Raw genomic sequence first — 26,458 nt, forward strand, 5'->3', positions numbered from 1 at the left:
GCCGTGGGCCGCGTCCTGGTGGTGACGGCCGTGGCCGCCGAGCGGGACGCGGTGCTGCGGGCGGTGGGCGCCGACGGTGCCGGTGATGCCGATGCCGGCGCGGGCGCCGGGCGGTACGCGGTGCTGGCCGCCGGCGCGGGTCCGGCCGCGGCCGCCGCCGCGACGGCCTTCGCGCTCGCCGGTTCCGGCCCCGCCCCGTTCGACCTGGTGATCTCGGCCGGCATCGGCGGCGGCATCGCGCCGCACGCCGGGATCGGCGACGCGGTGGTGGCCTCAACGCTCGTCGCCGCCGACCTGGGTGCGCAGACCCCGGGCGAGGGCCCGGAGGGCTTCACCGACCTGGGCGCCCTGGGATTCGGCATCGCCGCGTACCCGGCGGACCCCGGCCTCTCCCCGGCCGTGGCCGCGGCGCTGGGCGCCGTGCACGCCCCGGTGCTCACCGTCTCCACCGCGACCGGCACGGCGGCCCGCGCCGCCGAACTGGTCCGGCGCCATCCGGGGGCCGCCGCCGAGGCGATGGAGGGGTTCGGGGTGGCCGAGGCCGCCGCCCGGGCCGGCGTACCGGTGCTGGAGATCCGTACCGTCTCGAACGCCGTGGGCCCGCGCGACCGCGCCGCCTGGCGGATCGGGGAGGCGCTGACCGCGCTCACCGAGGCGTTTGCCAGGATGGTCCCCGTCCTGGAGGACGGCCTCGGGGCACCGACGGCAGAACGGAGCACCGCACCATGACGGACACCGGTACGCCCACCGGAACGCTGACGCTCCGCCACTCCCCCTGCCCCAACGACACCTTCGTCTTCCACGCCTGGTCGCACGGCCTGGTCGCGGGCGCGCCGCCGGTGAGCGTGGACTTCGCCGACATCGACATCACCAACGGCCTGGCCGAGCGCGGCGAGGGCGAGCTGCTGAAGGTCTCCTACGCCGTCCTGCCCTGGGTGCTGGAGGAGTACGCGCTGCTGTCCTGCGGTGGGGCGCTGGGCCGTGGCTGCGGTCCGCTGGTGCTCACCCGCGAGCCCGGCGCGTCGCTGGTCGGCAAGACCGTGGCCGTCCCGAGCGAGCGGTCCACCGCGTATCTGCTCTTCCGGCTGTGGGCGGCGGAGAGCGTGCCGGCGCCCGGCATCGGCGAGATCCGGGTGCTGCCCTTCCACGAGATCATGCCGGCGGTCCGCGACGGGGTGGTGGACGCGGGCCTGGTCATCCACGAGGCGCGGTTCACGTACCAGGGGTACGGGCTGCACAAGCTCGCCGACATGGGCGAGTTCTGGGAGTCCACCACCGGGCACCCGATCCCGCTGGGCGCGATCATCGGCAAGCGGTCCCTGGGCACCGAGCGGCTGACGGCGATCAGCGACGCCATCCGCGCCTCGGTGCGGCAGGCGTGGGCGGACCCGGCGGCGTCCCGGGAGTACGTCCTGGCGCACGCCCAGGAGATGGACCCGGCCGTGGCGGACCAGCACATCGGGCTGTACGTGAACGACTTCACGGCGGAGCTGGGCGACTCCGGCCACGCGGCGGTACGGGAGCTGCTGACCAGGGCCGCGGGCCAGGGCCTGGTGCCGCCGGTGGCCGGGGAACTGCTGCTGCCCCCGGAGGCCACCGCGGCGGCATCCGCCCAAGCGGCGGCGACGGGTCAGACGTCGAGCTGATCGGCGACCGCGCGCAGCATGCCCGCGATCTTCCGGCCGCTGTCCTTGTCCGGGTACCGGCCGCGCTCCAGTTGCTGGGTGACGTTCTCCAGGAGGGTGGTCAGGTCCTGCACGATCGAGGCCAGCTCATCGGGCTTGCGGCGCTGCTGCGCGGCGAGCGAGGGCACCGGGTCCAGGACGACCACCGACAGCGCCTGGTCACCGCGCTGGCCGGCGACGACGCCGAACTCGACGCGCTGGCCGGGCTTGAGGCTGTCGACGCCACTGGGCAGGGCGGAGGAATGGACGAAGACGTCAGCGCCGTCGTCGCGGGAGAGGAAGCCGAAGCCCTTCTCGCTGTTGAACCACTTGACCTTGCCGGTAGGCACGTGTCCTCGTCCTCGCACTCGTCCGCAGGAACCATCACAAGAGCAATACACAACGCGGCGGGCCCACAAGGACCCGCTGTTCCAAGGCTAATCGCCGAAGCGCCCCTGGCAAGAGGCCACCGACCCACGTCCCGGATCCCATGCTCCCACCCTTCACGATCAAGGTGAATGGCTTTTCTTGCCAGAAGGCGGGGTCACACTTCACTCTTGAGGGGTGAGCGGCTCCAATGACAACACCCTCGATCGTGGGGATCTGCTGGTACGGATCGGCGGCGTGATCTTCGCCGTGGGCGCGGTCGCGACCCTGATCACCTTCATTCCCCTCTTCGCCGGAACAGAACCCTTCCCCACGGCCGCGTACGCGGTGTCGATGCTGATGGGCCTAGGATTCGCCGTCGCCGCCTGCGGGCTGCTGCGCTCGGTGGCCCAGCAGCGCCGCAGGGACCGGGCGACGGCCGCCGCCGTGCAACCGGTGGCGGCCGCTCAGTCGGTCGCGCCGTAGCCCTCCAGCCAGCCGGGGAAGTGCGTCAGGTCCGGCAGCACGGTGCCGGCCCCGGCCTCGGTCAGCGCCGCCGCGTCGTAGGGGCCGGTGGCCACCGCGACCGAGTGCGCCCCGGCCGCCGCGGCGCCCCGTACGTCCCCGATGTGATCGCCGACGTACACCGTGGCGCCGTGCTCGCGCAGCGCGGTCGCCTTCTCCTCGGCCCACAGCGAGCCGATGAGCGCGTCCGCGCGCAGCCCGAGCCGGTCCAGGTGGAGCTCCGCGTTGGGCTGGTACTTGGCGGTGACCACGATCGCCCGGCCGCCGCGCGCGTGCACGGCGGCGATGGCCTCGGCCGCGCCGGGCATGGCGGGGGTGCCGGGGATCGCGTACTCGGGGTACATGGCGCGGTAGCGGTCGGCCATCTCCGGGATGTGCCCGGCGGGGAACCAGTACGCCAGTTCCTCCTCCAGCGGCGGCCCGAGCCGGGTGACGGCGAGCGCCGCGTCGATGGCGACGCCGGTCTCGGCCGACAGCTTCTCGTAGGTGGCGCGGATCCCGGGCCGCGAGTCGATGAGCGTCATGTCGAGGTCGAATCCAACGGTCAGTGCCATGCGCCCAGTGTGCGGGAACGGGCCGCCGCGCGGCGTGGCCCGGATCACTGCGGGCCCAGGAATGCGTACGGCGACGGCGACTGTTGGCCCTCCCGTGCCTGAATCCACTGACGCCGCCCCGGCCTCCGTCCCGGCGACCCCGCCGGCCTCCCGTACCCGGCTGCCCACCGCCGTCCTCATCCTGGGGGTGGCGGTCTTCGCCCTCGGCACCTCGGAGTTCATGCTCTCCGGGCTGCTGCCCGAGGTGGCCGACGACCTGGAGGTGTCCATCCCGACGGCCGGGCTGCTGATCTCGGCGTTCGCGATCGGGATGGTGGTCGGCGCGCCGGTGCTCGCGGTGGCGACGCAGCGGCTGCCGCGCCGGGTGACGCTGATCGGGCTGCTGGCGGCGTTCGGCGTCGGCCATGTGGTGGGGGCGCTCGCGGACGGGTACGCGCTGCTGTTCGCCTCCCGGGTGGTGAGCGCGCTGGCCTGCGCCGGTTTCTGGGCGGTGGGCGCGGCCGTGGCGATCTCGCTGGTGCCGGTGGACGCCAGGGCCCGGGCCATGGCGGTGATGATCGGCGGCCTGAGCATCGCCAACATCGCGGGGGTGCCCGGCGGGGCGTTCCTGGGCCAGCACCTGGGCTGGCGGTCCTCGTTCTGGGCGGTGACCCTCATGACGGCGGTCGCGCTGGTGGGTGTCGTGCTCTTCGTCCCCAGGGACCGCGAGACGGCGGACGGCGAGGCCCCGGCACGCCCCCGGCTCCGCGAGGAACTGCGCGTCTACCGGGACGGCGCGGTGCTGCTGGCGATGGCGACCACGGTGCTGTTCGCCGCCGGAACGTTCTGCCTCTTCTCCTACCTCGCGCCGCTGCTGACCGATGTGACCGGCCTCAGCGAGTCCTGGGTCCCGGGCGTCCTGGTGCTGTACGGCGCGGGCGCGCTGGGCGGCACGATCGTCGGCGGGCGGGTCGCGGACGCGCACATGTTCGGCACCCTGTACGCGGGCCTGGGCGGCGCCGCGACGGTACTGGCCGTGCTGGCGCTGACCGCCCAGTTCCCGGTGGCGGCGGTGCTGCTGGCCGGACTGCTGGGCTTCGCCTCGTTCCTGTGCGCCCCGGCCCTGAACGCCCGGATCTTCAACGTGACCGAGGGCGCCCCCACCCTGGCCGGCGCGACCGCCACCTCGTCGTTCAACCTGGGCAACACGCTGGGCCCGTGGGTGGGCGGCCTGGTCATCAACGCCGGGTTCGGCTACACGTGGACCGCGTGGGTGGGCGCGCTGATCGCCCTCGGCGGGCTCGGACTGGCCTTCGCGCAGTCCCGGCTGTCGGTGCGGCGCTCGCGGGTGGTGGCCGGCGGTACGGCGGGTCAGCCGGTGAGCAGCGCGAGCTCCGCCGCGACGTTGTAGCGGGCGGTGGCCTCCCAGTGGGCCGCGCCGTGCGGGGTGTGGAAGAGACGCGGCAGCGCGAGCAGCCGGCGCAGCACATCGGCGCGGCCGGTGCGGAAGGCGGCGTCCGGCACGAAGCCGTACTCCTGGCGGACCTCGGCGGCGTAGGCGGCGTACCGGGCCGGTGAGCCGGCCAGCACCCCGAGGTCGGCGTCGCACAGCGCCGCGCCGTTGGTGTCCCCGGGGCCGGCGTCGTGGGTGGCGGTGAGCCGTACCAGCCGGGCGACCTCGGCGCCGCACCCGCCCGGCGGCAGCCGGTCCTCGGCGAGTTCGGCGCTCTCCTCCTCGTTGGTCGCGGCCTCGCGCGGGTCGTAGACGGCGTCGTGGAACCAGGCGGCGAGCCGTACCGCGTCCGGGTCGGCCGCGTACCGCTGGACGTCCAGTTCCTCCAGGCGGTCCAGCACGTCCCGCAGATGGCCGACCGTGTGATACCTGCGGTGCGGCTCCCGCCAGCGCCCCAGCAACTCCTGGGCCAGGGCGGGCGGCCCCGGGAACCGTACGATCAGCGCGCTGTCGTCCTCATGACCACTCACCCCGGCATTGTGCACGCAAACCGGCCGCCGTTCACGGCCCCGCCGTCTTCGCCCGCGTCCGGCCGCATCACGGCGCCCCCGCCGGGGAAGGGCTCAGCCATGTCTGTCACCCGGCCGCTCCTCGAAGTCATCGCCCTCACCGCACAGGACGCCCGCGCCGCGTGGGAGGGCGGGGCGGATCGCATCGAGCTGGTGACCGGCATGGAGTACGACGGGCTGACCCCCGACGCGGCGACGGTCGCCGCCGTCCTGGCCGCGACGGCGCTGCCGGTACGGGTGATGCTGCGCTCCGGGGCCGGGTTCGGCGCGGCCGGGACGGAGCGGCTGGGCGAGGCGGCCCGGACGCTGCGGGCGGCCGGGGCGCGGGAGTTCGTCCTCGGCTTCCTGGACGGGGGCGGGGCGGTGGACCTGACCGCCGTACGCGCCCTGACGCGGGAGCTGGGAGGCGCGCCCTGGACGTTCCACCGGGCGCTGGACCACAGCGCCGACCGCCTCGCGGCGCGGGCCGCGCTGCGCGGGCTGCCGGGCCTGGACACGGTGCTGACGGCCGGCGCGGCAGGCGGGGTGACGGACGGTTTGCCGGTGCTGTGCGCGGAGGCCGCGGCAGCGGGCGGCGGGCCCCGGCTGATGGCGGGCGGCGGGCTGCGGCTCGGCCACCTCCCGGCGCTGCGGGCAGCCGGGGTGGACGCCTTCCACATCGGCGGCGCGGCGCGTGAGGGCGGCAGTTGGGCGGCCCCGGTGTCGGCGGCGGCGGTCCGGACCTGGCGGCGGGCCCTGGACGAGGCGGCGGACGGGGCGGGGACGGCGAACGCGGCGGACGGGGCGGACGGGGCGGACGGGGCGGACGGGGCGGGGACGAACGGAGCGAACGCGGCGATGTACGGCCGCTGATCACCCGCCTACACTCGGGCCCATGTCCGTACTCGAACACATCGGCGCCTGGGGCCTGCTCGCGGGCGGCACGATGCTGCTGGTGGCCACCGTCATGAACCGCACCGCCCGGCGCGGCCCCAAGATCAAGCAGGGCGGCATCGCGGTGGCCGCGATGGCCATCGGCGCGCTGGTGCTGCTCAACGGCTGACGGCGGCCTGCGCCCGCCGGTGGGCCGGGCGCATCGGGGTCCCTTGTGTACACACGTTGATGCGTACATTGGGTCGCGTGAATGATGCGGTCAGTGTCCCTGAGGCCAGGGCCCAACTCGCCACGCTCATCAACCGGGCCGAGGCCGGGGACGCCACCGTGATCACCAGGAACGGCGCTCCGGTGGCGGCACTGGTGCCGATCCACGAGTACGAGGCGCTGGAAGACGCCGCGGACGCATTGCTGGCCCGTGAGGCGGTGGCACATCTCGGGGACGAGACGGTCAGCATGGGCGAACTGCTGGCTGACCTCTTCGGCGAGGAAGGCGGCAAGGGAACCGCAACGGCATGACGTACGCGTTCCGCTTCACCACCGCGGCGCACAGACAGTTGCGCGGCATCGACCAGCCCACCGCGATGCGCATTCTGGCCGCCCTTACCGCGCTGGGGGACGACCCCTACAGCCAGGATGCCGACATCAAGAAGCTGAGCGGCCACGAAGGGCTCTACCGTCTTCGGGTCGGCGCCTATCGCGTTGCCTACAGCGTCGACAACGGAGAGCTGGTCATTCCCGTCGTCAAGGTCGGCAATCGTCGCGAGGTATGTCGCGGGCTGTAGCCGATTCGGCCGGGCGATTCAGTCGCTCAGATGTGTTCCATCACCATCACGGCCGAGGTGTCCGGGGCCAGGGCGCGGAAGGTGTGGGGGGCGTCGCCCGGGTAGGAGATGTAGTCCCCTGGGTGCAGTTCCTCGGGGGCGTCGGCGGGGCCGATCAGGGCGTGCCCGGTGGCCAGGACGGCGTGTTCGACCGTGCCCGGCATGTGCGGGTCCGAGATCCGGGGCTCGCCCGGCTCGATGAGGATCCGGTAGATGTCCCGGCGCGCGCCGGGCGGGCAGGTGGCCAGGACGACCGCCGTGTAGTCGGCGTGTTCGGAGCGGGTCGCCGGGCCCTCGCCGGCCCGGATGACCCGGGTGACGGGGCGGGGCGGGTCCACGAGGTGGCTGAACGGGACGCCGAGCGCCACCCCCAGCGCCCACAGCGTCTCCACGCTGGGATTTCCGGTGCCGTTCTCCAGCTGGGACAGGGTCGACTTGGCGATCCCGGCGCGCCGGGCGACCTCGGTCAGGGACAGGCCGGTCCGGTTCCGCTCGCGGCGGATCGAGGCCGCGATGGTGCCGATGAGGTCCACTGACGGCTCCTTGTCGTTCGGTGGGCGCTACCGGCTGTTCGCCTTGACGAACGGCCTCCTGTGCGTTCACTCTACTGGACATGCTTTCGATATGGCGAACGCTCGATCGCGACAGCCAACGGGCCATCGTGCTGATCTCCGTCGCCTACTCCCTCATCGGCGCCTCCTTCGGCGCCATCGCGGTCTCCGGCGGGCTCCCCCTGTGGGTGCCCGTCGTCATGTCCCTGTTCGTGTTCGCGGGCGCCTCCCAGTTCGTGACCGTGGGGGTGATCTTCGCGGGCGGCGGAGCGGTGGCCGCCGTCCTGGCGGGCCTGGTGCTCAACGCACGGCTGCTGCCGTTCGGCTTCGCCGTGGCCGGCTCGTTCGGCTCCCGCTGGTGGAGCCGGCTCATCGGCGCGCACACCCTCACCGACGCCTCGGTCGGCTTCGTCCTGCGGCACCAGGACCCGGCCCTGCGCCGGGCCGCCTTCTGGGCCGGCAACATCGCCACCTTCCTCGTGTGGAACGCCGCCACCGTCCTGGGCGCGCTGGCCGGCGACATCCTCGGCGACACCGACGCGCTGGGCCTGGACGCGGCCCTGCCCGCCATCCTGCTCTCGCTGGTGCTGCCCTCCCTCACCGGACGCGGCGACGGGCAGCGCGCCCGCCGCCGGGCCGCGCTGGTGGGCGCCGTACTCGCCGTCGCCACCACCCCGCTGCTGCCGACCGGAGTGCCGGTGCTACTCGCGCTCGCCGCGCTCCCCCTCACCCTGCTCCGCGCCACCCCGCCGCCGAAGGCACCACCCGGGCCACCTGCCCCGGCGGCACCGCCCGCACCGCCCGCACCGCCCGCATCGGAGACACCGTGACGCTGCCGCTGACCGCCATCGCCGTCCTGGCCGGCGGCACCCTCGCCTTCCGGCTCGCGGGCCCGCTGCTGCACGACCGCCTCGCTCTGGGCGACCGCACCCGCGCCCTGCTCACCGACGCCGCGACCCTGCTGCTCATCGCACTGGTGGCCACCGCCGCGCTCACCGAGGGCCAGGGCGCGGCCGGCTGGTCACGCCCCGCCGGGGTCCTGGTCGCCGCCGTGCTGGCCGTACGCCGCGCCCCGCTGCCCGTGGTCGTCCTCGCGGCGGTCACCACCACGGCCGTCCTGCGGCTGTGCGGGGTGCCCTGAGCCACGGGACCGTACGGAGAACCCCCGTCCGCGCCGGCCCGGCGCCCCCTCAGCCGGCCCCCGGCCCGGGGTGGCCGAGCCGCTTCCGGGCCCGCCACGCCGCACGGACCTCCCCGTACACCGCGCCGCCCACCAGCACATTCATCGCCTGGGCGGCCACCATGGCCGGGACCACGAACCCGTCCGGGCGGCCGTTCTCCCAGAACAGGTTCCCCACGACCGTGATCAGGGCGAACGAGGGCATGGCGGACACAAGGAGCGGCAACCCCGCGGCCGGCCCGCTGTCCCCGGCATCGCCCAGCACGGGCAGCCAGACCAGCACCATCACCACCGCCAGCCCGGCCGTCACCGGGTTGGCCACCCGCCCCACCCGCTCCCGTGCCTCCGGCATTCCGTCTCCCCCGTCGTCTCCGCGCGTTCGGGTATCGGACGCGCGTACCGAGCAGCTGGTTCACCCCGCCCCGGGGTCACCCGGGCCCCGGGGGGTCAGCCCGCGGCCAACTCCCCCGGCAGCGGCGTCGCGTGCACCACCGTCAGCCCCGACACCGCACGGGTCAGCGCCACGTACAGCCGCCGCAGCCCGGTCCGTTCGTCCGGCTCGCCGTCCACGACCGCCGCCGGCTCGTCCAGCACCACGTAGTCGTACTCCAGGCCCTTGGCCAGCGACGCGGGCACCAGCGTCAGCCGCGCCGACTCCGATGTCTCCTGCCCCGGCGTGAGATGGGCGAGCCCGGCCGCCGTCAGCGCGGCCGACAGCACCGGGACGCGCGCGTCCGCCGCGATCAGGCCCACCGAGCCCTCCCGCTCCAGCGCCTCCCGGCACGCCGCCACCGCCGCCCCGTCCAGTTCCTCCACCGGCACCTCGCGCAGGACCAGCGAGCCCTCCGAGTCCCGGATGGAGGTCGCCTCCGACAGCTCGGGCGCGATCGCCGGCAGCAGCCGCGACGCGTACGCGATCACCTTGCGCGGCACCCGGAACCCCTGCGTCAGCTCCTCCACCACCGCCTCCGGCTTGCCCAGATGCGCCAGCGCCTCCTCCCACCCCGAGGTCGCCCACGGCGTGGTGCCCTGCGCGATGTCGCCCAGTACCGTCACCGAACCCGTGCTGCACCGGCGCCCCACCGCCCGGTACTGCATCGGCGACAGGTCCTGCGCCTCGTCGAGCACCACATGCCCCAGCGACCCGGTCCGCTCGATCAGGTCGCGCGCCTCGTCGATCAGGACCGCGTCGGCCGGTGACCAGCGCGCCGACTTCACCCCGCGCGCCGGGCGTTCCCACAGCAGATGCTTCTGCTCCTCCTCGTCCAGAATCCCCTCGGCCGCCCGGGCCAGGAACTCCGCGTCCGACAGCAGCCGCAGCACCAGCTTCACGGGGTCGACCAGCGGCCACACCTCCTTGACCACGGCCTTCACGGCGGGGTTACGGGCCACCGCGTTCTGCACCCGGTCATCCGGCGCCTCCCCGGCCGCCTCCATTTGGACCAGCACGGCGTGCGCGATCCGCTGCGGCAGCGCGTCGCGGGCCGCCCCGTACCGGATGTCGCGGGCCAGCAGCTCCGTCACGATCGCGGCGATCTCGTCCACCGGCACCCGCCAGCGCCGCGAGCCGCGCACCACCACCACGCCCTCGGCCGGGGTGGTGCGCACCCCGGAACGCACGGCGCGGCGCAGCACCTCCGCCATCCGGGCGTCGCCCTTGAGGCGGGCCGTGCCGGAGGGGTCGGTGCCCCGGATCTCGATGCCGCCGCCGGCCACCAGGTCATCGACCGTCGCCTGCTTGACCTCCAGCTCGCCGAGCGCCGGCAGCACCTGCTCGATGTAGCGCAGGAAGGACCGGTTCGGTCCGATCACCAGGGTGCCGCTGCGGGCGAGCCGGTCGCGGTAGGCGTACAGCAGGTACGCGACCCGGTGCAGGCCGACCGCCGTCTTCCCGGTGCCCGGCGCCCCCTGCACACACACCGAGCCGCTCAGCCCGGCCCGGACGATCTCGTCCTGCTCGGGCTGGATGGTGGCCACGATGTCCCGCATCGGGCCCACGCGCGGCTTCTCGATCTCGCGCTGGAGCAGCGCCGAGGAGCGCTCGGCCTCCGCCGGGTCGGTGAGGTGCTCGTCCTCGTAGGCGGTCAGCTCGCCGCCGTCGTAGCCGAAGCGGCGGCGCAGCGCGACGTCCTGCGGGTCCTTCTTCGAGGCGCCGTAGTAGGGGCGGGAGGCGGGGGCCCGCCAGTCGATGACCATGGGGTCGCCGTGCGCGTCGTGCACGTGCCGGCGGCCGATGTAGAAGCGGCGGCCGGTCTCGTCGTCCGCCTCGCCCAGGTCGTGCTCGTAGTCGACGCGGCCGAAGAACAGCGGGGTGTGGGCCAGGTCTGCCAGGGACTTGATGCGCTGGGCGAGCTCGGAGGCGAGCACCTCGGCGTTGACCCAGTTCGCGGTGACATCGCTGATGTCCAGGCCCTCCGCCTCGGCGCGCATGGTGCGCAGCGCCGCGCGGGAGGCCGCGAGGTGGGCGCGCTCCGCGTCCAGGGGGGTGGAGGGGGACGGCTGGTCCGCGGGCATGGCGAAGCCTCCGGGGCGAAAGTGACGAGAAAGGGGGTGCCGGCCGGTTACCGTGCGGCCGGCTCCACTCCCGACCGGGAGGGAGGCAGACGCAGCACCTTAGGCGCGGCCCGCTGCGAACGCAAACCCTTTCTCCGGGGCCCGTGGCACCCCTGAGGCACCCCTTAAGGGGACACAGTCGGACATTAGGTCGAAAGACCGATGACGTACCCCTGTGACCGGGAGCACGCTGGAGGCATGAGTACCACGACGGTTCACGGAACCCACGGGGCCTCCGCCACCGGGCCCCTGCCACACCCCAGGCACCGGCTGGGGAACGCGCTGCGCGCCACCCGGGTGTGGCTGGGCTCGGCGTTCGAGGTGGTGCTGCTGGGCCGCGTCGACACGGACGCGGGCGTTGCCGGACCGCTCAGGCACCATCCGGCTCAGGGGATTCCCGCAGCTCGCCGGCGTCCATGATCCGGTAGGCGTAGCCCTGCTCGGCGAGGAAGCGCTGCCGGTGGGCGGCGAAGTCCTGGTCGATGGTGTCCCGGGCGACCACCGAGTAGAAGCGGGCCTCGTGCCCGTCCGCCTTGGGGCGCAGCACCCGGCCCAGCCGCTGGGCCTCCTCCTGGCGCGACCCGAAGGTCCCGGACACCTGGATGGCGACCGTGGCCTCCGGCAGGTCGATGGAGAAGTTCGCGACCTTGGAGACCACCAGCACGCTCAGCTCGCCCTCCCGGAACGCCTGGAAGAGCTTCTCGCGCTGCGCGTTGCTGGTCTCCCCCTTGATCACCGGGGCGCCGAGCGACTCGCCCAGCTCGTCCAGCTGATCGATGTACTGGCCGATGACGAGGGTCTGCTGCCCCGCGTGCTTGCGCACCAGGGCCTCGGTGACGCGGCGCTTGGAGTCGGTGGTGGCGCAGAAACGGTACTTCTCCTCGGCCTCCGCCATCGCGTACGCCAGCCGCTCCGACTCGGTCAGATCGACCCGTACCTCCACGCAGTCCGCCGGCGCGATGTACCCCTGCGCCTCGATCTCCTTCCACGGCGCGTCGAAGCGCTTCGGGCCGATCAGCGAGAACACGTCCGACTCGCGCCCGTCCTCGCGCACCAGCGTCGCCGTCAGCCCCAGCCGCCGGCGCGCCTGGAGGTCGGCGGTGAACTTGAAGACCGGCGCCGGCAGCAGATGCACCTCGTCGTAGACGACCAGGCCCCAGTCCCGGGAGTCGAACAGCTCCAGATGCGGGTACACGCCCTTCCGCTTCACCGTCAGCACCTGGTACGTGGCGATGGTGACCGGCCGGATCTCCTTGCGGGTGCCGCTGTACTCGCCGATCTCCTCCTCGGTCAGGCTGGTCCGGCGCATCAGCTCGGACTTCCACTGCCGCGCCGAGACGGTGTTCGTCACCAGGATCAGCGTGGTGGACTTGGCGGTCGCCATCGCGCCCGCCCCCACCAGCGTCTTCCCGGCGCCACAGGGCAGCACGACCACCCCGGAACCACCGTGCCAGAACCCGTCCACCGCCTGCCGCTGGTACGGGCGCAGACTCCAGCCGTCCTCCGCCAGCTCGATGGGGTGCGCCTCACCGTCCACGTACCCGGCCAGGTCCTCGGCCGGCCAGCCCAGCTTGAGCAGCGCCTGCTTGATCTGGCCGCGCTCGGAGGGGTGCACGGCCACCTGATCGGCGTCGATCCGCTCCCCGACCAGCGGCTTGATGCGCTTGGAACGGAGGATCTCCTCCAGCACCGGCCGGTCGGTGCTCTGCAGGACCAGACCGTGCGCCGGGTGCTTGACGAGGCTGAGCCGCCCGTAGCGCGCCATGGTCTCCGCCACGTCGACCAGCAGCGACTGCGGCACCGGGTAGCGCGAGTGCGTCACCAGGGCGTCGACGACCTGCTCGGCGTCGTGCCCCGCGGCCCGCGCGTTCCACAGCCCCAGCGGGGTCACCCGGTAGGTGTGGATGTGCTCCGGGGCCCGCTCCAGCTCGGCGAAGGGCGCGATGGCCCGCCGGCACTCCTCGGCCCGCTCGTGATCCACTTCGAGCAGGAGCGTCTTGTCGCTTTGCACAATGAGCGGCCCTGACACGCGCTGTACCTCCGTCTCCCCCGGGTATCTCCCCTAGGCCAAGCTTCCAGTGTGCCGCAGCGCCTCGTACATCAGGATGTGATCCGGGGGCGCGGCCCTCGTTCCGGCCTCCGCCGCCCACAGGCCGTTCTGCAGGATGCGGGCCAGGGTCCAGGCGCGGGCCCGGGGGCGCTCCTGGGAGGTGACCTCCGTCATCAGGTCGAACCGGCGGCGGACGGCGCGGGCCGGGTCGGGCGCGGCCTCGATCTCCGCGAAACGGTTGAACAGGGCGGGCAGGAGTTCGAAGCCCGGGTCGCCGATCAGCGGCTTGGGGTCGATCGCCAGCCAGGGCTCGCGCTCCCCCGCCAGCACGTTCGCGTAGTGCAGGTCCCAGTGCAGCAGCGCCCCGCCCGGCTCCGGCAGCACCTCGCGCAGGGCGGCGGCGCAGTCGGTGTACAGGGCGCGGTGGCCGGGGTCGGGGAACGCCGCGATCGCCGCCGGGGCGCGCTCCAGCATCCGGGCGCCGATGTCGGCCAGGGTGCGCAGGCCGGGCGGCGGCGGTGCGGTGACCAGGCGGGCCAGCAGCAGGGACAGCGTCTCCAGGGCGGCGGGGAGGTCCGGCACGTCGGCCAGGGAGCGCGGGGCGAGCCGCTCCAGCAGCAGGGAGCCGCTCGCCGCGTCGTGCGCCAGCAGCCGGACGGCGCCGTTCCCCTCCCAGGCGGCCAGGGCGAGGGACTCGCCCACCGTCTCCTCGTCCACCATCTGGAGCTTCAACGCCGCCGGCGTGCCGTCGGCGGCGCGGACCACCGGCAGCACCAGCGCGCACACGCCGTGCGCCGGCGGCCCGTCCGGGCGCAGGTCCCAGCGCTCCAGCAGGCCGGCGGCCAGGCGGGGCAGGGCGGCGATCCACTCCAGACCCCGCTCGCCGTGGTACTGCCGGTAGGAGTCCGTCAGGGGCCGCGGTACGTCGATCGGCGTGCGCATGCCGTCACCCTAGGGCCGCTCCGTCCTCAGCAGTCGGGGATCACGTTGCCGCTGTTGTCCCGGGCCTCGTCGTTGCCCCAGCGGGAGAGGTAGTAGGCCGGTACGTACGCGCCGCGCCCGTTGCCGCCCGGGTGGGTCCGGTCGAGGTCGGTGCGCAGCCACCAGTGGTTGTGGCCGTACACGCCGTCGTAGCGGGCGCCCCACACCTTGCAGTACACGTAGTGGGTGCCCTGGAGCAGCACGCCCTGCGGGGAGGCGGTGTTCGGCGCGGCGTAGCCCTGGGTCTGGGCGAAGGTGTCGACCCAGTAGCGGCCCCCGCCGCCGCAGCCGTTGTCGCTGGTCAGGTACCGCTGGTGGTAGGACCCGGGGTAGGGCAGGGCCGTCCCGTTGATGCGGATGTCCTGGCCGACGCCGTTCAGCAGCTGCTCGTAGTGGATGTGGGCGCCGGAGGAGTTGCCGGTGGAGCCGGTGGTGCCGATCTGCTGGCCCTGGGCAACGGCGGCGCCGTGGGGCACGGAGTACACGGCGAGGTGGAAGTAGTACGTGCGCCAGCCCCCGCCGTGGTCGATGACGATGTAGTTGCCGGCGCCGCCGGCCTGGCTGTGCCGGGTGGCGGTGCCGGCGGCGGAGGCGAGGACCGGCGCGCCCGCGGTGGCCCCGCCGTCGGTGCGCACGAAGTCCAGGGCGCGCCGTACCTCGGCGGAGTGGTGGCTGTACGTCCAGGTCTGGCCGCAGCCGAAGGGTGCCTTGAAGGTGGGCGCGGCGGCCGTGGCGGGGTCGGCGCCGGCCGTGCCGGGCAGCAGCATCGAGACGATGAGTGCCGCGAGCGCGAGCAGGGCGATGCGGAGGGAACGCACGGGTGGTCCTCCCGAGGTCGGTCCGTGGGTGCGGGGGTTCGGACCGGATGTCCCCGGTGGCCGCGCGCCGTACGCGCCGCCCGCTGGCAGCAAGCGGACAGGCGCCTGAGGGTTACGGGCGGCAGTGCTGACGGTGGGGCGGCTGTCAGGGCAGGACGGGGGGCTCGCCCGTGGTCCACACCGCCTCGATGGACATCCGCCGGAACCGCCAGCCCTCCGGTTCGGTGTGGACCAGCTCGGCGCGGCACCGGCCGCCGACGGTGAAGACGCCGCGCGCCGGGTCGTGGTGGATGTGGGTCATGAGGGCGTTCCAGGCGGCGGTGGCCCGTCCTGTCGCCGGGTCGGTGTCGGTGAGGACGTCGGCGCTCAGGTGGTGGGTGCGCGCGAAGCGGCGCAGCGCCTGTTCGGTCTGCCGGGTCACCGCCGGGTGCCCGCGCGTGCGGCCGACCGGGAAGAGGGCCTCGACGTCGTCGGTGTGGAAGGGCCTGGCCCACTCCCCGGCCTCGTCGAAGTCGCGCTCGTCCAGGGCCCGGAAGTAGCGGCTGATGAGGGTGGCGATGGCGGCGGTGTCGTCGGCCGTCCGGCCGCTCTGCGTGGTCATGGCACCACCCTCATACTTCAACGTCGCTTGAAGTCAACTGCCGCACGGCAGCCCCGGCTAACCCTCGGGCAGTTCCGCCGTCCCGGTGATGCGGTGCAGCGGATAGGTGCGGACCTCCTCGGCCGTGTGGTCGAACGCCGTCACGAAGCCGCCCTCCACCCGGACCGGGGCGAGGATCCGCTGCCCCGCGATGCCGTCCGCGCCGACGTAGCCGATCCGTACCAGCGCGCCGGTGAGCGCCGCCGCCTGCAGGACGGCCAGGGTGTCGGCGGGAGAGGTACGCGGCAGCGCACCGAACGGGGCCGGTACCGCCGTCCGCCCGCCGGCCGGGGCGCCGGACGCCGTCGCCCTCGGGCTCCCGCCGCTGTCGTCGCCCGCCCGGATGGCGCGGACGGCCGCCGTCAGCAGCCGCTCGTCGGCGGCCGGCGGGCCGTCCGGCACGGGCTCGGGCGCGGTGCGCGGCGGGGTGCGGTGGCTGGTCGCCGCCGCCGTCAGCACGGCGCCCTCCGCGGACTCGGCGGCGGGCGCGAAGCCCAGTTCGCGCAGGCGGGCCAGCAGGATCTCGGGCGACGTGCCGGAGATCAGCACGGTGGGGGCGATGCGGCGCAGCCGCAGCGTCTCGGTGCGGCGGTCGGCGAGCACCTGGGTGAGCAGCGCCTCGTCCTCGCAGCGCAGATACCCGGCCGCCACCCCGACGCGCAGCCGGCCGTGCCGCCGGGCCACGTCGTCGATGAGGTAGCTGAGGGGCTGCGGCACGGGGGTGCGGGAGTGTGCGGCGAGGAAGTCGTGGAGCGCGGCGGGCGACCAGCCGGAGTCCAGGGCGCGGCGTACGGAGTCGGGGGTGAACCGGTAGACGGTGGCCCCGCCCTTGGACTCGATGTCGGCGGCCAGCGCCATGGTCGCGGCGGGCTCGCGCAGCAGCGGGCCCGGGGCGACGGCGGTCAGATCGGCCTGGAGGAGGAAGTGGTCCAGCGGTTCGGGCAGCAGCGGGCCGAGCAGCCGGGCCGCCTCCAGGACGGTGGGCTCGGCGGCCCTGCCGAGCCAGCCGCCGGTGGACGGGGCGGGCGGGGCGAACGCCTCCGCCGGGCCGGGCACCGGGACGCCGGCGCTGTCCACCCCGGCACCGGGGCCGGTCGCGGAGGCCGGGAAGGTGTCGGTGCCCGGGGCTTCGCCGGTGGCGGCACCGGCGTCCGCTCTTCCCCCGCCCACCGCGTCATCGGTGTCGGCGGCGTCAGCGGCGTCCGGGGTGATGTCCGCGTCCGCCTCCGCCTCCGGCGCGCTCGCGGTTCCGTCCGCCGTTCCGGCCGGCCCGAGCAGGGCGCGGCCGAAGGAGGTCAGGGCGCCCCTGCCGGTGACGCCCAGCAGTTCGGCCTCCGCCAGCGCCGCCTCGCACAGCGCGTCGCGGACCTCGGCCGGCATCCGGCGCGGCAGCTCCCAGCCGATGTGGTCACGAATCGCCGACGGTTCGGGGGCGGTGCCCGGCTCCACCGCGGCCAGCAGTTCGACCACCCGGCGGCGCAGCTCCGCCGCCGGGCCGCGGTCCAGGCCGGGGCCGAGCGCGGACAGCGGGCGGCCCTTGCCGTCCCGGCCGCCGACCAGGCCGGGGACGCGGGTGCCGGCCAGCCAGACCGCCGCCAGCCGCGCCCAGCGCAGCTGCCCCGGCTCGCTCGACCACACGTCGTACGAGGGGGTCGGCGCGTACCGTTCGTCCGCCTCGCCGTCCCCGGCCACCAGACCCGCCCCGTAGGCCAGTTCGGCCCAGAACGCGGCCTGCGGCTCGGGGATGTCCAGCGCCACCGCCGTGCGCTTCAGGTCCCGTACGCCGACCCCGCCGGTGCGCAGCACGGCGGGCGGGTCGGCGGACCAGCCGTTCAGCAGTTCGTCGATCAGCGCCACCGCGCCCTGTGCCGCGCCCGCGCCCGCCGCGTCCACCGTGTCCGGTGTGTACTGTCCACGCGCCGTCACCCGGGGCGGCTGGGGACGCAGTTCGCGGTGGGCCCGGCCGCCGCGCAGCCGCAGCGCCACCTCGCGCGGCAGGACGACGGTGCCCGGCTGGTGCGGCAGCAGCAGCCCGCGGTCCAGCAGCCAGCGCAGCTGCGGCCCGGGCCGGGCCGAGACCTCGCCGTACGGCGGGCCCCACGCCAGCCGGTCCAGCGCCGTCAGCGCGCCGTCCGGGGCCTCTTCCAGCAGCCGGGCGAAGCGCTGCTCGTCCCCGAACAGCTCGGTGAGCGCGTTGACCGCGCTCACCGCGTCGCCGGTGCCCGGCAGCCCGGCCCCGGTCAGAAGTTCCTGCACCCGGCGCGGCGAGATCCCGGCGCACGCCTCGGCCACGGTCGGGCCCAGCCCGGTGGTGCCCGGCCGGGCGGCGGTCGGGGCCAGCACCTCCTGCGCGGTGCGCACCAGCCGGGGCTCCCGCTCCGCGCCCCACAGCAGGGCGCGCCCGCGCAGCGCCGCCAGCGCGCGCGGCAGCTCCCGCTCCCCGCCCGGCAGCAGCCCGGCGAGCGTGTCGTACGGGCAGGGCTGCGGGGCGATCGCGAGGGCCTCGGCGACCTGGAGGGTGAAGACGTCCAGCCGGTCCAGGGCGCGGACCACCGAGGCCCGGGTGCCCGCCCTCGTGGCCAGCTGCGAGATGTCCCCGGGCAGCGGGGAGAGCAGATCGGTGCGGGCCCGCAACAGCCCGCTCAGCTGCTCGTCGCTGCGCGCCCGCAGTTCCTCGGCCAGGGTGCGCGGACCGCGCGAACGCTGCTCAGTGGTCATCCAGCCCACGGTACCGGTCCCACCCCTCCACGGACAGGAAACAACCACCAATCACCTCATAGCCCACCGGGATACCTGTACCCCTGTGCATGCAAGTGGACTCGGGGAGTAATGGGACGGCAAACTCAGGCCAGCGCCAGCGATCAACAGGACCGGAGAACCACCATGCCGCCGAGGGAGCGTCCTACCGCCCGGCAAGCCCGCCTGGGAGCAGAACTGCGCAAGCTGCGCGAACGCGCCGGCCGCACCGCGCGCGAGACCGCCGCCATGCTCGGGACCGACCAGGGCAAGATCAGCCACATCGAGTCGGGCCGGATCGGCGTCAGCGAGCAGCGCATCCGCAGACTCGCCGACTACTACGGCTGCGCCGACACGCCGCTGCTCGACGCCCTGTCGGCGATCGCCGCGGAGCACCGCGGGCAGCACTGGTGGGACGAGTACCGCGGCGTGCTGCCACCCCGCTTCCTCGACCTCGCGGAGCTGGAGTTCCACAGCTCCCGGATGCGCATCCTGCACACCGTCAACGTCCCCGGGCTGCTCCAGACCGAGGAGTACATCCGCGCCGTCAACGGCAGCAACCCGGCCGACGACGTGGAGCCGTACGTCGAGTACCGGCTGCGCCGCCAGTCCGTCCTGCACGGCTCCGACCCGCCCCCGTTCGACGTCGTGCTGCACGAGGCGGCGCTGCGCATGCGGTTCGGCGGCCGGCAGGTGGTGCGCGCCCAGCTGGAGCATCTGATGAAGTCGTCCGAACTCCCGCACATCACCCTGCGGGTGATCCCGTTCACCAATGAACGCTTCTACGAGGCCACCCAGCCGCTGCTGTACGCGCACGGGGTGGTCCCGCAGCTGGACACGGTCCAGATGGACACCCCGATCGGCGGCATCCTGCTCACCGCTGACGACCAGCTGGAGGGGTACCGGGAGTTCTTCGACGGTGTCCACGACTTCACCCTCAGCCCGGGCGAGTCGCGTTCGCTGATCCATCACATCGCGCGGGAGCTATGACCACACGCTGGCAGAAGTCCTCGTTCTCGTCGGGGAACGGCGGTGAGAACTGCGTCGAACTCGCCCGCCTCCCCGGCGGGCGGGTCCTGCTGCGCGAGAGCACCCGGCCCGGGACCGTCCTGGACGGTTCCCGGGCCCGTGGCGCGGCGTTACTCGCCGCCGTGAAGCAGGAACGATTCACCCCGCTGCCGCGACCGCGTCCCCGGCGGTCGCCCCCGCTCAGCCGAACCGGCCACTGATGTAGTCCTCGGTCCGGGTGCTGCCCGGATTGTTGAAGATCTTCTCCGTGGTGTCGTACTCCACCAGCGCGCCCGTGCGCATCCCCTGCTCGTCGTCGATGTCGACGCTGAAGAACGCCGTCATCTCCGACACCCGCGCCGCCTGCTGCATGTTGTGCGTGACGATCACGATGCTGTACGAGCTCTCCAGCTCCCGGATCAGGTCCTCGATCTTGAGCGTGGCGATCGGGTCCAGCGCCGAGCACGGCTCGTCCATCAGCAGCACGTCCGGCTGCACGGCGATCGCCCGCGCGATGCACAGCCGCTGCTGCTGGCCGCCCGACAGCGCCGTCCCCGGGTCGCCGAGCTTGTCCTTCACCTCGTCCCACAGCGCCACCGAACGCAGCGACTCCTCGACCAGCTGGTCCAGATCGCCCTTGAAGCCGTTCAGCCGCGGCCCGAACGCCACGTTCTCGTAGATGGACTTGGGGAACGGGTTCGGCCGCTGGAACACCATGCCGATCCGGCGCCGCACCTCCGCCGCGTCCACCTCGGGCCCGTAGATGTCCTCGCCGTTGTAGATGATCTTCCCGCTGACGGTGGCGTCCATCAGGTCGTTCATCCGGTTCAGGCAGCGCAGCACCGTGGACTTGCCGCAGCCCGAGGGGCCGATCAGCGCGGTGACCTTGTTGCGCGGTATCTCCAGGCTGATGTCCTTGACGGCCGTGAAGGCCCCGTAGGAGACCCCCAGCCCCTGTATGTCGAACACCGACATGACTGCTCCCTTCCCCCTTCTGTCTCGCGTCACTTGAGCTTGTTGGCCTTCGAACCCAGCCAGCGGGCCAGCACCACCAGCAGCAGGACCAGCAGGAACAGCGACAGCGCGCCGCCCCACGCCCGCTCGATGCCGGCCTCGAACTGCTGCCGCGCGCCCCGGTAGATCTGCAGCGGCACCGCGCCCTGCGCGCCCTCGAAGTAGCTGCTCACCAGGTACTGGGAGCCGAGGATGGTCATGATCAGCGGCGCGGTCTCACCGGCGCCGCGGGCCACCGCCAGCATCGAGCCGGTGGCAAGACCCGGCGCGGCGGCCGGCAGCACGGTGGTGAGGACCGTACGGGACTTGCTGGCGCCCAGCGCGTACGAGGCGTTGCGCCACTCGTCCGGGACGAGCTTGAGCATCTCCTCCGAGGAACGCGCCACGATCGGCAGCATGATGATCGCGATGGCGACCGAACCGGCGAAGGCGTTGAAGCCCTGGCCGAGCCCGCCGGTGGAGGAGACCAGGAAGCCGTAGACGAACAGACCGACGAAGATCGAGGGGATACCGGTCATCACGTCGGTGAAGAACCGGATCAGGTCGGACAGCCGCCGCCCGGCGCGCGTCTCGCGGCCGTACTCGACGACGTAGATCGCGGTGGCCAGACCCAGCGGGACGGACATGAGGATCGCGCCGCCCATGACGTACGCGGTGCCCACGAAGCCGGCCCGGTAGCCGCCCTCCTGGCGGTAGCTGGGCTCGTCGGTGGTGAAGAAGTCCCAGTGGATGGCGCCGATGCCGCGCCGGGTCACCTCGATGATGATGAGAATCAGCGGGACGACGGCGATCGCCATGGCGGCCGTGAGGACCCCGGTGGCGAAACGGTTCTTCACGCCCCGGGCGTTCGCGTTGCCCTGCTTCACCAGCAGGCTGCGGTGGCCGGTGGACGTGGTCTTCGCGGTGGTGGTGTCGGTGGTGCTCATACGGCGGCGTCCCCCGAGACTCGGCCGATCCGCCACACCAGCAGTCGGGCCCCGATGTTGATGATCATGGTGAACAGGAACAGCACCACGCCGATCGCCATGAGCGCCTTGGTGGTCTCCGGCGTCGCCTCCCCGAACCGGGCGGCGATGTGCGCGGCCATCGAGTCACCGGCGGACAGCAGCGAGCCGTCCCAGTTCTTGGTGGAGCCGATCAGCATCATCACGGCCACCGTCTCGCCGACCGCGCGGCCCAGGCCCAGCATGCTGGCGGCCACGATCCCGGAGAAGCTGGAGGGCAGCACCACCTTGCGCATCACCTCGAAGCGGGTGGCCCCGAGCGCGTACGCGGCGTGCTGCTGGTCGACCGGGTTCACGGCGATGACCTCGCGGACGATCGCGGTGATGATCGGCAGGATCATGATGGCCAGCACGATGCCGGCGGCCAGATAGCTGGAGCCGAACACCGGCCCCTCGAAGGGCTTCCAGCCGGCGATGTTCAGCCAGCCGAGCGTGGACTCCAGCCACTCCAGGAACGGGCGCAGCACATTCGGCAGCAGCCAGAAGAAGCCCCACATGCCGAAGATGATGCTGGGCACGGCGGCCAGCATCTCCACGGAGTACGACAGCGGGTTGCGCAGCCGCTTGGGCGCCAGCTGGTTGATGTAGAAGGCGACGCACAGGGCCAGCGGCAGGGCGATCACGATGGCGATCAGCGCGGTGACCATGGTGCCGTAGATGAACGGCCAGGCCCCGTACGTACCGGTGAAGTCGCTGTCGGTGCGGCTGGATCCGGCCAGCCACTGGTCACCGGTCAGAAAGTCGAAGAAACCGGTGTACTGGAAGATGGGCCAGGCGTCGTTGGTCGTTCTGATGACCATCCCGGCGAGGATGACGAAGACGCTGGCGCCGGCGAGGGTCACGAACCAGCGGAACGCCGGGTCGGCTATCCGCTTTCGTTGACGGGACAGTGTGGCCGACATCGTTGCTGCTGCTCCTGTCTGCTGCCACGGGGCACAAGGGGGACGTGGACGGGTACCGGGCGGACGGATACCGGGCGGGGGTACACGCGCGGGTACGGGGAAGGCCCGGGGCGGATGGCTACCGCCCCGGGCGGCGGGGGGACTGGGGGGACGGACGACCCGAGGTCAGCGGGCTCAGCCCTGGCTGTTGATCAGGTCGATCTGCGCCTGCACCCGCTCCTTGAGGTCGGCACCCAGCGGGGCGTAGCCCAGCTCCAGGGCGAGCGCGTCCGCGTCCTCGGTCAGCGTCCAGGACCAGAAGTCCTTGATGATGTCGGCCGTGGCGTCGTCGTAGCCGCAGGTGTAGGCCAGGATGAAGTTGGTACCCGCGATCGGGTAACCCTCGCCGCCCACACCGTTGATGGTGAACTGGAAGGTGTCCGGGATCTCGGCCTCCTCGGAGGCGGCCGTGGTGGCCTCCAGGGTCGGCGCGATGGCCTCACCGTCGGCGTTGACCACCTTGGCGGTGGGCAGGCCCAGCTCCAGCGCGTAGGACTGGTTCACGTAGCCGATGCCGCCGGGGTTCTGCGAGATCTGCTGCGAGACACCCTCGTTGCCCTCGCCGCCGATGGTGTCACCGGACCACTCGATCTCCTTGCCCTCGCCGTAGGTGTCCGCCCAGGCGGGGACCTCGGTGTTGAGGTAGTGGGAGAAGACGAAGGTGGTGCCGGAGGAGTCGGAGCGGTGGACCGGCAGGATGTCCTGGTCCGGGAGGTCGAAGTCCGGGTTCAGGTCGGCGATCGCCGGGTCGTTGAAGTTGGTGATCTCGCGGTCGTAGATCGAGGCGATCACCTCGGGGCTGAGCACCAGACCGTCGAGGGCCGGGTCGTTGAAGGCGATGGCCACCGAGCCGAAGACCACGGGGAACTGCACGGCCGGGCAGCCGCGGGCGGCCTCGGCGTCGGCGAGCGCCTCGTCGCTCAGGTACTCCTCGGAGGAGCCGAAGTCGATGGACTGCCCGATGAACTGCTCGACACCGGTACCCGAGCCGACGCTCTGGTAGTTGACGGTGACACCGGACTTGTCGCCCTGGTAGGCGGCTATCCAGTCCTGGAAGACGGTGGCGGGGAACGACGCGCCGGCGCCGGTCACCGTGCCGGACAGCGACGAGCCGCCCTCGGTCCCCTTGCCGTCGCCACCCTTGTCACCGTTGTTGTCGTCGCCGCCGCCGCACGCGGTCAGGGCCAGGGCGGACACCGCGACGATCGCGGCGGTCTTGGCGCGCCAGTTGCGCATGCCATTGCTCCTTTGACTTTGAATGTCTCGAGGAGAACGTAGGAGCGTGCGGCGAAGGCGTGCGGTCCGGAAGGTGAACAGAAAGATAGGTTCGGCGGAACCGGCAGTTTCACAAACAGAGCCGAAATCGTTAAGAAAGGCGTCACCTGGGCGAGCGGTGCCCGCCCGTTACGCGAACTGCCCCGGCGGCACCAGGCGGTAGCCGACACCGCGCACCGTCTGGATTATCTCCGGGTGGTGCGGATCGTCGCCGAGCCGCTCCCGCAGCCGCCGAATGTGAACGGTGATCGTATTCGACCTGCTGGCTCCGTCGCCCCACAGTTCGGCGCGGATACGGTCCCGGGTGATGACCTTCTCGGCGTGCAGCATCAGCAGATGCAGCAGCTGGAACTCGCGCAGCGGCAGCCGCGCGGTGACCACCCCGTGCACGCGCACCTCGTACGTCCCCGGGTCCAGCGTGAGCGGCCCGCACACCAGCGGCTGGTCCCAGCCGCCGCGGTGACCGCGGTCGGACAGGCTCAGCAACTGGGCCACCTCGCGCGGCCGGTAGGGGCGCGCCACGCAGGCGCTGGCCCCCGCAGCCAGGGCGGGTCCGACCTGGTCGGTGTCCTCGGGGCTGACCCCGAGCACGACCGGGATGGACAGCCGGCGGCGCACCATCCTGGTGACGGTGGCGCCGTCGATCAGCGGCAGCCCGGCGGAGACGAGCAGCACGTCGGGGCGGCGCAGGCCGGCCTCCAGCAGTGCCGCCGCGCCGTCGGCGCAGTGCACGACGGAGACCTGATACTTCGCCAGCTGGGCGGTGAGACCCTGCCTGATCCGCTCGTCGGAATCCGCCAGCAGCACCAGCGGATTGACACCGAGCGAAATCCCCGGGGCGGAATCATCCTCGTCCGGCGGGAGATTATCCGAACCGGCCGGAGATGTAATCCTCGGTACGCTGGTCAGCGGGCCGGTTGAAGATTTTCTCGGTCGCGTCGTACTCAACCAGGCGCCCATGGCGTACCCCCTCGCTGTCGGTGTCGGCAGTGAAGAAAGCGGTGCGGTCGGAGACCCGGGCTGCCTGCTGCATGTTGTGCGTGACGATCACCAGCGTGAATTCGTCCGCGAGTTTCTGCATCAGGTCCTCGATCTTCGCCGTGGCGATGGGATCGAGCGCCGAGCAGGGCTCGTCCATCAGCACCACATCGGGCTGGACCGCGACCGCCCGGGCTATGCACAGTCGCTGCTGCTGGCCCCCGGAGAGCGCGTGCCCGCTGCTGGACAGCTTGTCCTTGACCTCGTCCCACAGGGCGGCGCTGGTGAGCGCGGCCTCGACCCGGTCGTCCATCTCCTTGCGCGTCACCCGGGCGGGGCCGAAGCGCAGGCCGTAGGCGACGTTGTCGTAGATCGACTTGGGGAAGGGGTTCGGCTTCTGGAACACCATCCCGATCCGCCGCCTGACCTCGATGGAGTCGACGTCGTCGGCGTAGAGATCGCTGCCGCGGTAGGCGACCTTGCCGGAGACGGCGGCGCCCGGCACCAGGTCGTTCATCCGGTTCAGGCAGCGCAGCACGGTGGACTTGCCGCAGCCCGAGGGGCCGATGAGCGCGGTGATCTCCCGTTCGTGGATGTCCATGGAGACATCGCGGACGGCGCGGTGCGCACCGTAGGAGACGTTCACCCCGCCCAACTCGAACACAACGGGGGCGCCCTCGGTGGGGCGGCGCCCGCCGTGGGGGGATAGGGGTGTCGCAAGACCTGTCGCCATGGTTCACATGTAACGAGGCGTGGGTAGCCGATTGCGGGGTGTCCGGTGAACCCTTGATGAACAGCGGCGAAGGCATAGGTGCTGCCGCTACCATCGGGCGCGTGGGGATCGAAGGCGAACAGCTGGTACTCGACTATCTGAGCAAGGTGGGCGACCTGGCCCACACCACCAGCATGTCGGCGGCCGAACGCGCCGCGCTGGTGGGGCGGTTGCGGAACGAGATCGGACAACAGCGGTCCCGGGTGGACGGCGAGGAGAGCCGCTCGGACATCAAGAAGATCCTGCGCGGCATGGGTCGCCCCGAGGACGTCGTGGCGAACGCGTCGGGCGGCGGGACGGTGACCGCCCCCGTACCGGCGCAGGCCGCGGCACCGGCTCCGGCGCCCTCGGCACCGGCCGCGCCCACGGAGCCGGCCCGGACGCAGCGGGCCCCGCTCTTCTCCTTCCGCAAGCCCAGGCCCGCCGCCCCGGCCGCCGATCCGGAACCGGCGCCCCAGGCCCCCGAGGCGGCGGCCGCGGTGCCGGAGGAGGACCTGCCCGACCTGACGGAGCAGCCCAAACCCCCGGAGCTGTACTGGCCGGACGGCCAGATCGGCGGGTTCGTCGGCGGCATCGAGGTGCCCGAGATGCTGCGGCCCCCGGTGGAGGAGCGCAAGGATCTGAAGCCCGCCGCTCCGGCCCCCCTCGCTCCGGCGGTGGAGGCCGCGCCGCCCGCGGCGGAGGCGGCCCCGGCCGCCGAGCCCGCAGCCCCGCCCCCGCCCACGGGCTGGCGCCGGGCGAACGCGGCGATCCGTGGCACCAACCGCCACATGGGCGGCCCGATCGAGCTGATCGGCGCCCTGCTGCTGGTGGCCGGCGCGGTCCTGACCGAGATCGCCCCGCTCGCGATCGGCTGGCTGCTGGCGTACTGGTCGCCCAGGCTCTCCCGGCGTGAGGCCCAGTGGGCGACGTTCGGCGGCCCGGGACTGGTCTTCGGCGGGTACCTGGTCTGGCTGTTCGGCCGTGTCAACGCGTACTGGGGCGAGCCTTTGGTCGACACCACGGCCGGCGATCAGCTCTCGGAGACCTGGCCGCTGCTCCTGCGCCTGTCGGCGGTGGCCTCGGCGGCCATCCTGGTGTGGCGCGCCCGCCGGCCCCGCCCGTAGGGGGTGGGGCCCGGGGACGGGTGCCGGGCGCGAGCGGAGCACAC

The 26,458-nt window shown here is 73.1% G+C and carries 30 protein-coding genes; 13 read left to right on the forward strand and 17 right to left on the reverse strand.

Annotated elements, in window-relative coordinates:
* The first annotated feature begins 3 nt into the window (after positions 1–3).
* Together H7827_RS11990 and H7827_RS11995 are read left to right on the forward strand one after the other, a co-directional pair.
* Complete coding sequence (locus H7827_RS11990; RefSeq protein WP_432744838.1) at positions 4–729, forward strand: futalosine hydrolase; 726 nt, start codon at positions 4–6, stop codon at positions 727–729.
* Complete coding sequence (locus tag H7827_RS11995) at positions 726–1,646, forward strand: 1,4-dihydroxy-6-naphthoate synthase (RefSeq protein WP_432744840.1); 921 nt, start codon at positions 726–728, stop codon at positions 1,644–1,646. The genes H7827_RS11990 and H7827_RS11995 overlap by 4 nt, the downstream gene beginning before the upstream one ends.
* Here the strand turns inward: H7827_RS11995 and H7827_RS12000 are convergent.
* A complete protein-coding gene (locus tag H7827_RS12000; RefSeq protein ID WP_030729435.1) occupies positions 1,631–2,014 on the reverse strand; it encodes a cold-shock protein in 384 nt (127 codons plus the stop codon). The genes H7827_RS11995 and H7827_RS12000 overlap by 16 nt on opposite strands.
* Before the next feature lie 214 nt (positions 2,015–2,228).
* Between H7827_RS12000 and H7827_RS12005 the strand changes: the two genes are divergently transcribed.
* The gene (locus tag H7827_RS12005) at positions 2,229–2,516 is read left to right on the forward strand and encodes a hypothetical protein (RefSeq protein WP_390125333.1); all 288 of its coding nucleotides are present in this window, start codon (positions 2,229–2,231) and stop codon (positions 2,514–2,516) included.
* Here the strand turns inward: H7827_RS12005 and H7827_RS12010 are convergent.
* The gene (locus H7827_RS12010; RefSeq protein WP_432744844.1) at positions 2,498–3,109 is read right to left on the reverse strand and encodes an HAD family hydrolase; all 612 of its coding nucleotides are present in this window, start codon (positions 3,107–3,109) and stop codon (positions 2,498–2,500) included. The two genes, H7827_RS12005 and H7827_RS12010, sit on opposite strands and share 19 nt — an antisense overlap.
* A 61-nt stretch (positions 3,110–3,170) precedes the next feature.
* Here H7827_RS12010 and H7827_RS12015 point away from each other — a divergent pair, with 61 nt between their 5' ends.
* Positions 3,171–4,499, forward strand: coding sequence for a Cmx/CmrA family chloramphenicol efflux MFS transporter (locus H7827_RS12015; protein ID WP_432744847.1), 1,329 nt, complete (start codon positions 3,171–3,173; stop codon positions 4,497–4,499).
* On the opposite strand, the gene H7827_RS12020 is transcribed toward H7827_RS12015, so the two are convergent.
* Positions 4,460–5,071: an HD domain-containing protein gene (locus H7827_RS12020; RefSeq protein ID WP_432744850.1), complete on the reverse strand. Its 612-nt coding sequence runs from the start codon at positions 5,069–5,071 to the stop codon at positions 4,460–4,462. The genes H7827_RS12015 and H7827_RS12020 overlap by 40 nt on opposite strands.
* Positions 5,072–5,170: 99 nt before the next feature.
* Between H7827_RS12020 and H7827_RS12025 the strand changes: the two genes are divergently transcribed.
* The 4 genes from H7827_RS12025 to H7827_RS12040 all read left to right on the forward strand — a co-directional run bounded on the left by H7827_RS12025 (position 5,171) and on the right by H7827_RS12040 (position 6,768).
* A complete protein-coding gene (locus H7827_RS12025) occupies positions 5,171–5,962 on the forward strand; it encodes a copper homeostasis protein CutC (protein ID WP_432744853.1) in 792 nt (263 codons plus the stop codon).
* 22 nt (positions 5,963–5,984) lie between these two features.
* The gene (locus H7827_RS12030; RefSeq protein WP_158708002.1) at positions 5,985–6,152 is read left to right on the forward strand and encodes a hypothetical protein; all 168 of its coding nucleotides are present in this window, start codon (positions 5,985–5,987) and stop codon (positions 6,150–6,152) included.
* Positions 6,153–6,229: 77 nt separating this feature from the next.
* Positions 6,230–6,502, forward strand: coding sequence for a type II toxin-antitoxin system Phd/YefM family antitoxin (locus tag H7827_RS12035; RefSeq protein WP_432744855.1), 273 nt, complete (start codon positions 6,230–6,232; stop codon positions 6,500–6,502).
* On the forward strand, positions 6,499–6,768 hold the full coding sequence (locus H7827_RS12040) for a type II toxin-antitoxin system RelE family toxin (protein WP_432744857.1): 270 nt from the start codon (positions 6,499–6,501) through the stop codon (positions 6,766–6,768). The genes H7827_RS12035 and H7827_RS12040 overlap by 4 nt, the downstream gene beginning before the upstream one ends.
* A 26-nt stretch (positions 6,769–6,794) precedes the next feature.
* Here H7827_RS12040 and H7827_RS12045 read toward each other — a convergent pair whose 3' ends face one another.
* Complete coding sequence (locus H7827_RS12045; RefSeq protein WP_199811781.1) at positions 6,795–7,331, reverse strand: helix-turn-helix domain-containing protein; 537 nt, start codon at positions 7,329–7,331, stop codon at positions 6,795–6,797.
* An 89-nt stretch (positions 7,332–7,420) separates the two neighbouring features.
* Here H7827_RS12045 and H7827_RS12050 point away from each other — a divergent pair, with 89 nt between their 5' ends.
* Both H7827_RS12050 and H7827_RS12055 read left to right on the forward strand, forming a co-directional pair.
* Positions 7,421–8,188, forward strand: coding sequence for an AzlC family ABC transporter permease (locus H7827_RS12050; protein ID WP_432744860.1), 768 nt, complete (start codon positions 7,421–7,423; stop codon positions 8,186–8,188).
* A complete protein-coding gene (locus H7827_RS12055; protein ID WP_432744862.1) occupies positions 8,185–8,499 on the forward strand; it encodes an AzlD domain-containing protein in 315 nt (104 codons plus the stop codon). Before H7827_RS12050 ends, H7827_RS12055 begins: the two co-directional genes overlap by 4 nt.
* A 49-nt stretch (positions 8,500–8,548) precedes the next feature.
* On the opposite strand, the gene H7827_RS12060 is transcribed toward H7827_RS12055, so the two are convergent.
* The 7 genes from H7827_RS12060 to H7827_RS12090 form a co-directional block, all read right to left on the reverse strand.
* Entirely contained in the window at positions 8,549–8,890 is a 342-nt protein-coding gene (locus tag H7827_RS12060) for a hypothetical protein (protein ID WP_432744864.1), read from the reverse strand.
* A gap of 95 nt (positions 8,891–8,985) precedes the next feature.
* Positions 8,986–11,052 carry a HelD family protein gene (locus tag H7827_RS12065; protein ID WP_200365402.1) on the reverse strand — a complete coding sequence of 689 codons (2,067 nt, stop codon included), beginning with the start codon at positions 11,050–11,052 and terminating at the stop codon, positions 8,986–8,988.
* Positions 11,053–11,461: 409 nt separating this feature from the next.
* Positions 11,462–13,120, reverse strand: coding sequence for a DNA repair helicase XPB (locus tag H7827_RS12070; protein WP_432744867.1), 1,659 nt, complete (start codon positions 13,118–13,120; stop codon positions 11,462–11,464).
* A gap of 33 nt (positions 13,121–13,153) precedes the next feature.
* A complete protein-coding gene (locus H7827_RS12075; RefSeq protein WP_432744869.1) occupies positions 13,154–14,083 on the reverse strand; it encodes an aminoglycoside phosphotransferase family protein in 930 nt (309 codons plus the stop codon).
* Positions 14,084–14,109: 26 nt separating this feature from the next.
* The gene (locus H7827_RS12080) at positions 14,110–14,940 is read right to left on the reverse strand and encodes a M23 family metallopeptidase (RefSeq protein WP_432744871.1); all 831 of its coding nucleotides are present in this window, start codon (positions 14,938–14,940) and stop codon (positions 14,110–14,112) included.
* A gap of 145 nt (positions 14,941–15,085) precedes the next feature.
* Positions 15,086–15,541, reverse strand: coding sequence for a nuclear transport factor 2 family protein (locus H7827_RS12085; protein ID WP_386539000.1), 456 nt, complete (start codon positions 15,539–15,541; stop codon positions 15,086–15,088).
* Positions 15,542–15,598: 57 nt separating this feature from the next.
* On the reverse strand, positions 15,599–18,298 hold the full coding sequence (locus tag H7827_RS12090; protein WP_432744876.1) for a helicase-associated domain-containing protein: 2,700 nt from the start codon (positions 18,296–18,298) through the stop codon (positions 15,599–15,601).
* A gap of 165 nt (positions 18,299–18,463) precedes the next feature.
* Between H7827_RS12090 and H7827_RS12095 the strand changes: the two genes are divergently transcribed.
* Both H7827_RS12095 and H7827_RS12100 read left to right on the forward strand, forming a co-directional pair.
* Positions 18,464–19,306, forward strand: a complete 843-nt coding sequence (locus tag H7827_RS12095; protein WP_432744878.1) for a helix-turn-helix domain-containing protein — start codon at positions 18,464–18,466, stop codon at positions 19,304–19,306.
* Entirely contained in the window at positions 19,303–19,545 is a 243-nt protein-coding gene (locus H7827_RS12100; protein WP_432744881.1) for a DUF397 domain-containing protein, read from the forward strand. The genes H7827_RS12095 and H7827_RS12100 overlap by 4 nt, the downstream gene beginning before the upstream one ends.
* Here H7827_RS12100 and pstB (H7827_RS12105) read toward each other — a convergent pair.
* The 6 genes from pstB (H7827_RS12105) to pstB (H7827_RS12130) form a co-directional block, all read right to left on the reverse strand.
* Positions 19,526–20,299, reverse strand: a complete 774-nt coding sequence (gene pstB / locus H7827_RS12105; RefSeq protein WP_200365417.1) for a phosphate ABC transporter ATP-binding protein PstB — start codon at positions 20,297–20,299, stop codon at positions 19,526–19,528. The two genes, H7827_RS12100 and pstB (H7827_RS12105), sit on opposite strands and share 20 nt — an antisense overlap.
* Before the next feature lie 29 nt (positions 20,300–20,328).
* The gene (gene pstA / locus H7827_RS12110; protein WP_030729495.1) at positions 20,329–21,264 is read right to left on the reverse strand and encodes a phosphate ABC transporter permease PstA; all 936 of its coding nucleotides are present in this window, start codon (positions 21,262–21,264) and stop codon (positions 20,329–20,331) included.
* The gene (gene pstC, locus H7827_RS12115; RefSeq protein ID WP_386538993.1) at positions 21,261–22,244 is read right to left on the reverse strand and encodes a phosphate ABC transporter permease subunit PstC; all 984 of its coding nucleotides are present in this window, start codon (positions 22,242–22,244) and stop codon (positions 21,261–21,263) included. Before pstC ends, pstA begins: the two co-directional genes overlap by 4 nt.
* Before the next feature lie 174 nt (positions 22,245–22,418).
* Complete coding sequence (pstS, locus tag H7827_RS12120) at positions 22,419–23,519, reverse strand: phosphate ABC transporter substrate-binding protein PstS (RefSeq protein WP_386538991.1); 1,101 nt, start codon at positions 23,517–23,519, stop codon at positions 22,419–22,421.
* Positions 23,520–23,687: 168 nt separating this feature from the next.
* Complete coding sequence (locus H7827_RS12125) at positions 23,688–24,365, reverse strand: response regulator transcription factor (RefSeq protein ID WP_030729504.1); 678 nt, start codon at positions 24,363–24,365, stop codon at positions 23,688–23,690.
* Between the two features lie 58 nt (positions 24,366–24,423).
* Positions 24,424–25,200, reverse strand: coding sequence for a phosphate ABC transporter ATP-binding protein PstB (gene pstB, locus H7827_RS12130; RefSeq protein ID WP_107046973.1), 777 nt, complete (start codon positions 25,198–25,200; stop codon positions 24,424–24,426).
* A 170-nt stretch (positions 25,201–25,370) separates the two neighbouring features.
* On the opposite strand from pstB (H7827_RS12130), the gene H7827_RS12135 reads away from it, so the two are divergent.
* Entirely contained in the window at positions 25,371–26,414 is a 1,044-nt protein-coding gene (locus tag H7827_RS12135) for a hypothetical protein (protein WP_432744885.1), read from the forward strand.
* The last annotated feature ends 44 nt before the right edge of the window (positions 26,415–26,458 follow it).

The sequence above is a fragment of the Streptomyces sp. JH002 genome, assembly GCF_050916115.1.
Classification (GTDB): Bacteria; Actinomycetota; Actinomycetes; order Streptomycetales; family Streptomycetaceae; genus Streptomyces; species Streptomyces xiamenensis.

What these genes read in the sequence shown, in the direction of transcription:
- H7827_RS12085 (WP_386539000.1), bottom strand. Translation starts at nt 15,541, where the DNA reads ATGACCACGCAGAGCGGCCGGACGGCCGACGACACCGCCGCCATCGCC.
- H7827_RS12090 (WP_432744876.1), bottom strand. Translation starts at nt 18,298, where the DNA reads ATGACCACTGAGCAGCGTTCGCGCGGTCCGCGCACCCTGGCCGAGGAA.
- H7827_RS12065 (WP_200365402.1), bottom strand. Translation starts at nt 11,052, where the DNA reads ATGCCCGCGGACCAGCCGTCCCCCTCCACCCCCCTGGACGCGGAGCGC.
- H7827_RS12040 (WP_432744857.1), top strand. Translation starts at nt 6,499, where the DNA reads ATGACGTACGCGTTCCGCTTCACCACCGCGGCGCACAGACAGTTGCGC.
- H7827_RS12050 (WP_432744860.1), top strand. Translation starts at nt 7,421, where the DNA reads ATGCTTTCGATATGGCGAACGCTCGATCGCGACAGCCAACGGGCCATC.
- H7827_RS11995 (WP_432744840.1), top strand. Translation starts at nt 726, where the DNA reads ATGACGGACACCGGTACGCCCACCGGAACGCTGACGCTCCGCCACTCC.
- H7827_RS12030 (WP_158708002.1), top strand. Translation starts at nt 5,985, where the DNA reads ATGTCCGTACTCGAACACATCGGCGCCTGGGGCCTGCTCGCGGGCGGC.
- H7827_RS12100 (WP_432744881.1), top strand. Translation starts at nt 19,303, where the DNA reads ATGACCACACGCTGGCAGAAGTCCTCGTTCTCGTCGGGGAACGGCGGT.
- H7827_RS12015 (WP_432744847.1), top strand. Translation starts at nt 3,171, where the DNA reads ATGCGTACGGCGACGGCGACTGTTGGCCCTCCCGTGCCTGAATCCACT.
- H7827_RS12025 (WP_432744853.1), top strand. Translation starts at nt 5,171, where the DNA reads ATGTCTGTCACCCGGCCGCTCCTCGAAGTCATCGCCCTCACCGCACAG.
- H7827_RS12010 (WP_432744844.1), bottom strand. Translation starts at nt 3,109, where the DNA reads ATGGCACTGACCGTTGGATTCGACCTCGACATGACGCTCATCGACTCG.
- H7827_RS12095 (WP_432744878.1), top strand. Translation starts at nt 18,464, where the DNA reads ATGCCGCCGAGGGAGCGTCCTACCGCCCGGCAAGCCCGCCTGGGAGCA.
- H7827_RS12075 (WP_432744869.1), bottom strand. Translation starts at nt 14,083, where the DNA reads ATGCGCACGCCGATCGACGTACCGCGGCCCCTGACGGACTCCTACCGG.
- pstA (WP_030729495.1), bottom strand. Translation starts at nt 21,264, where the DNA reads ATGAGCACCACCGACACCACCACCGCGAAGACCACGTCCACCGGCCAC.
- pstS (WP_386538991.1), bottom strand. Translation starts at nt 23,519, where the DNA reads ATGCGCAACTGGCGCGCCAAGACCGCCGCGATCGTCGCGGTGTCCGCC.
- pstB (WP_200365417.1), bottom strand. Translation starts at nt 20,299, where the DNA reads ATGTCGGTGTTCGACATACAGGGGCTGGGGGTCTCCTACGGGGCCTTC.
- H7827_RS12060 (WP_432744864.1), bottom strand. Translation starts at nt 8,890, where the DNA reads ATGCCGGAGGCACGGGAGCGGGTGGGGCGGGTGGCCAACCCGGTGACG.
- pstC (WP_386538993.1), bottom strand. Translation starts at nt 22,244, where the DNA reads ATGTCGGCCACACTGTCCCGTCAACGAAAGCGGATAGCCGACCCGGCG.